This window comes from Pseudoalteromonas sp. CR1, assembly GCF_019392235.1.
Classification (GTDB): domain Bacteria; phylum Pseudomonadota; class Gammaproteobacteria; order Enterobacterales; family Alteromonadaceae; genus Pseudoalteromonas.
Genome location: NZ_JAHXRM010000022.1, coordinates 48207 through 57367, shown reverse-complemented (window position 1 = coordinate 57367; position 9161 = coordinate 48207). Strand labels below are relative to the sequence as shown.

At 42.2% G+C, this 9161-nt stretch carries 9 protein-coding genes; 6 read left to right on the top strand and 3 right to left on the bottom strand.

Annotation, left to right across the window (positions count from 1 at the left end; all coding sequences use genetic code 11):
- Nucleotides 1-77: 77 nt before the first annotated feature.
- The 3 genes from KZZ04_RS16695 to KZZ04_RS16685 all read right to left on the bottom strand — a co-directional run bounded on the left by KZZ04_RS16695 (nt 78) and on the right by KZZ04_RS16685 (nt 1756).
- Entirely contained in the window at nt 78-299 is a 222-nt protein-coding gene (locus KZZ04_RS16695) for a hypothetical protein (protein ID WP_219423346.1), read from the bottom strand.
- Between the two features lie 355 nt (nt 300-654).
- Nucleotides 655-906: a Rho-binding antiterminator gene (locus KZZ04_RS16690; protein WP_219423344.1), complete on the bottom strand. Its 252-nt coding sequence runs from the start codon at nt 904-906 to the stop codon at nt 655-657.
- 10 nt (nt 907-916) lie between these two features.
- A complete protein-coding gene (locus tag KZZ04_RS16685; protein ID WP_219423342.1) occupies nt 917-1756 on the bottom strand; it encodes a DUF417 family protein in 840 nt (279 codons plus the stop codon).
- A gap of 475 nt (nt 1757-2231) precedes the next feature.
- Between KZZ04_RS16685 and xdhA the strand changes: the two genes are divergently transcribed.
- The 6 genes from xdhA to guaD are packed head-to-tail and all read left to right on the top strand — an operon-like array spanning nt 2232 to nt 9157.
- Nucleotides 2232-3737 (top strand): xanthine dehydrogenase small subunit, encoded by a 1506-nt coding sequence (xdhA, locus tag KZZ04_RS16680; protein ID WP_219423340.1) that lies wholly within the window; start codon nt 2232-2234, stop codon nt 3735-3737.
- Nucleotides 3724-6063: a xanthine dehydrogenase molybdopterin binding subunit gene (gene xdhB / locus KZZ04_RS16675; protein WP_219423336.1), complete on the top strand. Its 2340-nt coding sequence runs from the start codon at nt 3724-3726 to the stop codon at nt 6061-6063. The genes xdhA and xdhB overlap by 14 nt, the downstream gene beginning before the upstream one ends.
- A complete protein-coding gene (gene xdhC, locus KZZ04_RS16670; RefSeq protein ID WP_219423334.1) occupies nt 6056-6946 on the top strand; it encodes a xanthine dehydrogenase accessory protein XdhC in 891 nt (296 codons plus the stop codon). Before xdhB ends, xdhC begins: the two co-directional genes overlap by 8 nt.
- The gene (uraD, locus tag KZZ04_RS16665; protein ID WP_219423332.1) at nt 6943-7443 is read left to right on the top strand and encodes a 2-oxo-4-hydroxy-4-carboxy-5-ureidoimidazoline decarboxylase; all 501 of its coding nucleotides are present in this window, start codon (nt 6943-6945) and stop codon (nt 7441-7443) included. Before xdhC ends, uraD begins: the two co-directional genes overlap by 4 nt.
- The gene (uraH, locus tag KZZ04_RS16660; RefSeq protein WP_257903657.1) at nt 7440-7790 is read left to right on the top strand and encodes a hydroxyisourate hydrolase; all 351 of its coding nucleotides are present in this window, start codon (nt 7440-7442) and stop codon (nt 7788-7790) included. The genes uraD and uraH overlap by 4 nt, the downstream gene beginning before the upstream one ends.
- A 2-nt stretch (nt 7791-7792) precedes the next feature.
- Nucleotides 7793-9157, top strand: a complete 1365-nt coding sequence (gene guaD, locus KZZ04_RS16655; protein WP_219423330.1) for a guanine deaminase — start codon at nt 7793-7795, stop codon at nt 9155-9157.
- Nucleotides 9158-9161: the final 4 nt, after the last annotated feature.

Genomic DNA, 9161 nt, shown 5'->3' with positions numbered 1-9161 from the left:
TATGGTGAGGGATGGTGTCATGTGGGATCCTAAAATGGTTTGAAATTAGGAATTGACACCATAGTCACTTGTTATATTTAAACTTCTGATTTTTTGGGGCGTATTATCCCTAGCAAAGTAATAAAAGCACCAATACCACTACTTACAAAAAATGGAACGGTATTGAGGTCAATACTACCAGCATAGCCAGATGCCAAAACAGACATCATAGAGCTTACCTGTATGGTGTACCCTAATGTCGCGGCGATAACGATTAATGCTCCTGCGACAATTAGTGAAATATTAATTTTATAATCCATTTCCGATTTACACCTTTAAATATAACATCTTATTGAACACCACTTTGGGGGGTTATAACATCCCAAAACGGCGCATATTACATCGCCCAATAATTCCACTAAATAACTGCAATGTAAACAAGCAATTAGGCATGCAGTGAAAAAGCCTTTGTTACTTTGCACCAAAACGACTTTTAATAATGTTATTGGACAAAGTCAAAATAGCTGTTTATGTGAACAGTTCATTCTAAAGGTAAATTTTGGCTTTGGGCATTTAGCACGTATGAGTTAAAGCATTGGCTAGATAAGCGAGCCTTAACATATTGATGATACAGGCTCGCCGAGGTATTTATGATAAAACGAATAGGTAAGGTATTTACTTTACATCAAAATTCACGTGGTCAAAGTATGGATTACTCTCACGCGCTTTAAGAACGCTGATTGTAGTAAGCACAATAAGTTGCAGCTCGCTATTTACGTTAACAACTATGCATTCGTCTCTATTAGCATTGCGTTTTGTATCAGTTGCTACCCCAGACACAACATCGCCATTTTTTAATATAAGCTCAATGCTTAAATGGTGCATACAGGCAATTTCGATGTAGTCGTATTGGTGACAGCTGATCATACAGTTCTCTTTATTTAGCTGGTTTAAATAGCATTAAAGTGGCAATAACAACTAAGTTGCCTACATACCATAAGTCTTTAATTACAAATTGCCCTAAACGCTCTAATAATGTGCTTGAGCTCAATGCTCCTGTAGCGGTAATTAAAAATGTTTGGGTCATTAAAAACACACTTAAACACGCTAAGCCACTAACAATAATGAGCTTTTTATTGTTAAGTAAAATGCCTATGCCAAGTAGCACTGCAAATAATACATCAAACCCACCAATTACGTTTGATGCGCCTTGTACACTAAATACCGTGTATAACCACGACATAAACGGTGAGGTTTCTACCAGGCTTACAATGGCTTTGGCTTCAAACTCATAAAACTTCATGCCACCAATCCACAGTAAAACCATAGCAATCGGTATAAAGTTTAAAAATACGTGTTGTTTGTCTGTTAGCTTATTTTTATAAAACAAAAATAAATACAAAGGGATGACTGCAAAGTATTTAATAATACCTTGGCCACTGCCAATAATTGGAAAGCCGCCTAACTGGGCCATCCAACGGTTGCTGGCTAATAAAGTAAGTAAAGGCACTATGCTAACAATTAACGCGAGAACCAATGCAGGTGTAGGTTTTATTAATTTTAAATGCGCGGCTAGAGTGGCAAGTGCTAATGCAATCATAGTGCTTCCGGTTAGCAAGCCTATCATTTTATTATTTAGTGAAGTATCGAACCCATAAAATTCAAATGTTGCTACAAGTGAATTTGGGTTTGCACCCAAAGCAAACGATACGCCAAGCAGCCCAAAACTAAGAGCAAGTAAAGTGATCAGTGCGTTATTTGTATGTGTTAAGTTCATTATGTGCCTATTAAATCTGTAATGGCTAACAAAGACCTCGCTTTTCCTAAAAAGCATTCAAACTAGCTAAAAAAATATCCTCGCTTATGTAATTTTAAATAATTATATAAATGCACTTTTTAAAAGCACATAGCTTACAAGAATAAACATATCCTATTGGTCAAGTTAACACATGAAAGCGATTAAAAAGTCATACAAAAAATAACAAATAAAAACTTAACTACTCGATAAAAAACAAATAAAAGCAATAAAAATAAGTAACTTAAAACCTTTTTACAACTTTATAAACTTCTCTTTAATCCTTATTCCCCCTCTTAAAAAGCAAAAAGCTAACCGATCGGTCAGATTTGGCATGTTAACTGCAAAGTACTCATTATAATAAAACAGCTTTTTTCTTACTTGCGCAATAACAATACGAAAAAGCAGACAATAAACCTTATTAAAAACAAGGTGTTAAAAAGTTAAGGGGGTCTGTGTGATTCAGTTTTTATTAAATGACACGCCAATAGAAGTACAAGAATGTTCGCCAAGTCTCACCATTTTGGACTGGCTACGCACCAAAAAAGGGAAAGTGGGCACTAAAGAAGGGTGTGCTACAGGCGATTGCGGCGCGTGCACAATTTTAGTCGGCGAAGAAAAAACAAACTCAAACGGTAACCCAGTTTGGCACTACCAAACCATGAACAGCTGCCTGCTTTTATTAGGCAATGCACACGCAAAACACATAGTAACCGTAGAGGCTGTAACAACGGGGCTGTACCCAACCCTTGATGACTTACACCCAGTACAACGCGCATTAGTAGAGTGCCATGGTTCGCAATGCGGTTTTTGCACCCCAGGTATAATAATGAGCATGTTGGCGCTTTATATTAATAACCCGAGTTACCCAGGTAAAAAAGCCGCTATTCATGCTTTAGGTGGTAACTTGTGCCGTTGTACTGGCTACAGCCCTATTTTACTAGCGGTAGAAAAAGCCTACAGCTATAAGCGCAAAAATGAGCCTTACTCAGCCATGGCAGCTCAGTTTAAAGCCTCACTTAATACGCAATATGATGACGACGTTCCATTTTTAAAAAATGGCCATCGCAAATTCTACTTGCCACAAAATGCTAAGCAGCTTGTTGAACTAAAAGCGCTTTACCCCCATGCACACTTAGTTGCTGGTGGCACCGACTTTGCCATTGAGCTTAGCCAAAATATGCTATTACCCGATGTAATAATATCCCTAAGCCAAGCTAAAGAGCTGTGCACATTAAGCGATAACAACGGCGAGCTACATATTGGTGCAGCACTCCCTTACAGCCAGTTTGTAGATACTTTTTACAATTACTACCCTGAATCTAAAGAGCTGTTTGAACGCCTTGGCTCTAACCAAGTACGTAACAGTGGCACCTTAGGTGGCAGCATAGGAAATGCCTCTCCTATTGGCGATCCAGCCCCTTTATTAATTGCACTTAATGCCACTCTAGATTTATTAAGCGCATCAGGCACACGTACTATAAACGTGGCCGACTACTTTGTTGATTACAAAAAAACAGTCATTAAAAGCGATGAAGTCATTAGTAAAATTACCGTACCTAAACGCCCAGAGTCGTTAAAGCTTGCGTGCCATAAAATTTCAAAACGCTTTGAAGATGATATATCTACCGTGTGTTTAGTACTGGCTATTGAGCAAGCACAAGGTGTAATTAGCAATGCCCGCTGCGCCATGGGCGGTATGGCTGCAATCCCCAAACGCGCCGCACACATAGAGCAAAAGCTTAATGCTCAGCCCTTACAAGTAAGCACGTTTATAGATGCCGCTAATGCTATAAATGATGACTTTACCCCCATAAGCGATGTCCGCAGCAGCGCACATTATCGCACTACGGTAAGCAAAAACTTGCTACAACGTATTGGTATTGAGTTTTGTGGTGCACAACCAAGCAGTAAAAATAATAACAACATTGCCATTACGAGGATTTCACATGCGTCACTTTGAAATGGATAAACTAAAAGCCCAAGGCGGAAGCGTTGGCCAATCTAAGTACCACGAAAGCGCAATTAAACAAGTATGTGGCAATGCAAACTACGCCGACGATAACCCAGAGCCTCATGGCTGCTTACACGCCTACCCTGTACTTGCGCCCATTACCAGCGGCTTTATTACATCAATTGATACAAGTAAAGCGCTTGAAGTTGCAGGTGTTAAGCGTATTTTATCGGCCGATGATGTACCCGGTAAGCTTGATATTGGCCCTATATTTCCAGGTGATGTACTGCTGACCAATCACGAAATTCAATACCACGGGCAACCGGTACTGGTAGTCGTTGCCGACAGCTACGCCATTGCGCGCCGCGCTGCTCGCTTAGTGGTTATAGAGTGCGAGCAAATCACCCCCATACTTGATATTAAAGAAGCCATAAAAAAAGAGCATTGGGTAAGGCCGCCACATTCACTTAACCGGGGCAATAGCGATCAAGCCATAAATAATGCAGCCCACCAGCTTAAAGGCGAAATACACATAGGCGGGCAAGAACACTTTTACCTTGAGGGACAAATAGCACTTGCTCAGCCCGACAACGATGGCGGCATTCATGTGCAATGTTCTACGCAGCACCCAACAGAGGTTCAGCACTTAGTTGCTAAAATTTTAAAAAAGCCATTTAGCTTTGTAAACGTAGAAACTCGCCGTATGGGCGGTGCCTTTGGCGGTAAAGAAACCCAAGGTGCACCGTGGGCTTGCCTTGCAGCGCTTGCAGTTTACTACCTTGGTTGTGCAGTAAAAATGCGCCTTGCCCGCAGCGACGACTTTAAACTTACCGGTAAACGCCACCCATTTTATAACCAATACCATGTAGGGTTTGATGAAAATGGCCTAATTGAAGGCGCTGATGTAACCGTAAATGGGTTTTGTGGTTATTCGCCCGATTTATCTGATGCCATTGTAGACCGTGCAATGTTTCATGCCGATAACGCGTATTACTACCCAGCCGCCACCATTAAAGGTAATCGCTGTAAAGTTAATACCGTAAGCCACACCGCATTTAGAGGATTTGGTGGCCCGCAAGGCATGATTATGGCAGAGCTAATAATGGACGACATTGCCGCTAAATTAGGTAAAGATCCGCTTGAGATCCGAAAACTTAATTTATACAAAAAAGGCCGCGACACCACGCCGTATCATCAAACCGTAGAGCAGCATATTTTAAAAGATATGATAACCCAGCTTGAGGAGTCGGGTGATTACTGGGCGCGCAAAGATGCCATTAAAGCATTTAATGTATCGTCGCCTATTATAAAAAAAGGCCTTGCGATGACGCCGGTTAAATACGGTATATCGTTTACGGTACAGCACTTAAACCAAGCAGGTGCGTTAGTGCATGTATATAGTGATGGCTCGATACATTTAAACCATGGCGGCACCGAAATGGGCCAAGGGTTAAACACTAAAATAGCGCAAATAGTAGCCCATGGGTTTGGTGTTGATTTTGAGGCAATAAGCATAAGCGCAACCCGTACCGATAAAGTACCAAACACCTCGCCAACCGCCGCCTCAAGCGGGACTGACCTAAACGGCATGGCAGCGCTAAACGCCGTAAACACCATAAAAGAGCGCTTAATAAACTTTATAAGCGAGCACTTTGAAGTAGACAGCCAAAGTGTTGTATTTAAAGATAACCTAATTACCTTTAACAAAGGTGAAATTAGCTTTAGCGAACTTGCAAACCTTGCTTATATGAACCGTATATCGCTTTCATCAACGGGTTATTACGCCACGCCTAAAATACATTACGACAGAGCGAAAGGCGAAGGCCGCCCATTTTTTTACTACGCTCACGGCGTAGCACTCAGTGAAGTAGAAATCGATACGCTAACAGGCGAAAACACCGTAACCCGTGTTGATATTTTGCACGATGTGGGCAGCTCAATTAACCCAGCACTTGATATAGGGCAAATTGAAGGGGCTTTTGTGCAAGGTATGGGCTGGCTTACCACCGAAGACTTACAATGGAACGATAAAGGCCAGCTTGCAAGCTTTGGCCCTGCTAACTATAAAATTCCGGCTATTGGCGATACCCCTGCCAAATTTAACGTCAATTTATATAACTCTGCCAACCCAGAAACCACCGTATTTAGATCAAAAGCGGTTGGCGAGCCGCCGTTTATGCTGGCCTTTAGTGTGTGGAGTGCGATTCGTAATGCCATAAGCAGTGTGGCCGATTACAAATACACAGCCCCACTTGATACACCTGCTACACCTGAGCGTGTATTAAATGCAATTGAGCAAACCGCTAGCTGGTTTAAGGAGCATCAACATGGCTAATTTAAATGAGTCGTTTCAGGGTTTTCATACTCAAAATTGGGCGCAAGCTATAAATGAGCACGAACAAAGCGGCACTAACTATGTTATTGCAACGGTACTGGGAACCAATGGCTCAACCCCACGGGGCACAGGCTCTAAAATGGTAATAAGTGGCGAACATATTTACGACACCCTAGGCGGTGGTCACCTTGAGTACGTAGTAATCGAAAAAGCCCGCGAGCTACTTGCCATAGGCGAAGCCGCCCAAGTGATAGAGCAATTTAACCTAGGCGCAAATTTAGGCCAATGCTGCGGCGGAGCTGCCACCGTGATGCTTGAGTGCATGCAAAGTGAGCGCTTTACCCTCGACATATACGGCGCAGGCCATGTAGCACAGGCGCTTATTGCTATATTGGCACAATTACCTATGCGTATACGTTGGATAGATAGCCGCGCCGATGTATTCCCACAGAACATTCCTAATAACGTTATAAAAGTGGTTGATGAAGAGCCAACAGAGCAAGTAAAACGCGCCCCTAAAGCTAACAATTACTTAATATTAACCCATAACCACCAGCTCGATTTTGCACTCACACAAGCCATTATTAAACGCGCCGATGCCAATTGGCTGGGCGTAATTGGCTCTGATACCAAAGCAAAACGCTTTAAGCAGCGCTTAGCTCATCGCGATTTTACCACCGAGCAAATAAAGCAAATGACCTGCCCTGTTGGGCTTAAAAATGTAACGGGTAAGCTCCCAATGGAAGTCGCAATATCAATTAGTGGGCAGTTAATTGGCCTTTATCAGGCTATGCAAGCCCATGCGCCTAAACGCCAAGGTGTTCAATGGCGTGCACTTAAAAATGCCCTAATTAGCACCGCGCAAGAGGAAGAAAACGCATGAGTAGCTTAAAAATTAATAACCTAAATGAAGCGCAAGCTTACCAAGCCTTAGAGCATTGTTGCGCCGCCCCTAATTGGGTAAGCGGTATGCTAAATACCATGCCATTTGAAAATAAAGAGCATCTATTTCAGAGCGCGCAAAGCGTATGGGGTAGCCTAGGTGACAGCGATTATTTAGCCGCTTTTGAAGGCCACCCGCAAATAGGCGATTTATCAACATTAAGTAAAAAGTACGCCGCTACAGCACAAAAAGCGGGGCACGAACAATCAGGAATGAGCGAAGCAAACGAGCAAACCCTTAAAAAAATGATTGCGCTAAATAAAGAATACCTCAGTAAATTTGGCTTTATATTTATTGTGTGTGCCAGCGGCAAAAGTGCTGAGCAAATGCTTGAACTTATTGAGCAGCGTATACACAACACCCGCAGCACAGAGCTTAATATAGCCGCAGGCGAACAAGCCAAAATAACAAAAATAAGATTGGAATCCCTGATATGAATAAAAGTATGAACAAAAGCCCTATCACTACCCATATTCTCGATACAAGCACAGGTAAACCTGCAGCCGATGTAGCTGTACAATTGTTTGTATACACTAATAACAAGTGGGAATTAATTGCCCAAGGTAAAACAAATAGCGACGGGCGTATTACCGACTGGCTAAATACAGACGTAGAGTTTGCAACCTATAAGTTGGTATTTGATTTAGATAGTTACTATGAAAACCAGCCTACCCCAGCGTTTTACCCAGAAGCGCAAATAACCTTTAGATTACAAGATCAAAAGCATCATCACATTCCGTTATTGCTTAGCCCATTTGGCTACTCAACGTACAGAGGTAGCTAACAATGAGCACGCAAAACAATAATAAAATAACCGTAATTTGTGCCAACATACTCGACTTTGTTGACGACCCAGCCATAGCGGGCGACACCGCCCATCGCTATTTTGAAAAAGGCGCGTTAGTTTTTCAAAATGGCAAAGTGGTTAACCTTGGTTACGAGCAAGACATACTGCCAAGCTTAGATAAATCAGCCACTCTTATTCGCCACGATGGCAAATTGGTAATGCCCGGCATGATAGACACGCACATACATTTGCCGCAAACCGAAATGGTCGGCGCGTATGGCGAGCAGCTTTTAAGTTGGCTTACCGAATACGCCTTCCCAACCGAAAAAAAGTTTGCCAGTGAAGTGTACTCAAGTGAGGTTTCAAACCGCTTTTTAGATGAGTTATTACGTAACGGCACCACCACCGCATTGGTATTTGGCACGGTGCACCCGCAATCGGTTGATGCCTTTTTTAGCGAATCTCAAAAACGTAATTTACGCATGATTGCCGGTAAGGTGATGATGGACAGAAACTGCCCTGACGATTTATCAGATTGCGCGCAAACCAGTTACGATCAATCAAAAGCACTCATAGAAAAATGGCACAATGTTGATAGGTTAAGCTATGCGGTAACACCACGTTTTGCGCCTACATCAACCCCTGAGCAACTTCAAAAATGCACTCAACTATTAGAAGAATACCCCGACACTTACCTACATACGCACTTATCTGAAAACAAAGACGAGTGCGAATGGGTAAAAGGGTTATTCCCCGACGCTGATGATTACTTAAGTGTTTACGAGCAAGCTAAAATGGTACGTAAACGCTCGGTATTTGCTCATAGTATTCATTTATCTGAGCGCGAGCTTTGCTGCCTTGCAGATAACAACGCAGCTATTTCGCACTGCCCTACTTCTAACTTATTTTTAGGTTCGGGCCTTTTAAATTTAAAAGCCTGTGAAGAGCACGGTATTAACGTAGGTATGGGTACCGATGTAGGCGCAGGCACAAGTTTTTCTATGCTACAAACAGGTAATGAAGCGTACAAAATTCAACAGCTTCAAGGTCAAAAGTTCTCGGCTTTTAAAGGCCTATATTTAGCGACGCTTGGCGGCGCACGGGCGCTAAATTTAGAAGGCACCATAGGTAATTTTGCAACCGGTTGTGAAGCCGACTTTATAGTTATGGATTACGCGGCTACTTCATTTTTAAAATTTAGAATTAGCCATGCTAAAACACTACACGAGCAACTTTTTGCCATGATGATGCTAGGCGATGATCGCTGTATTGAGCAAACCTACATTATGGGTAAAAGCGTTTACAAACGCGATGATAAAAAACAGTTTACAACCACCCACACACCGCAATTAGAAGAGGCTTAACCTA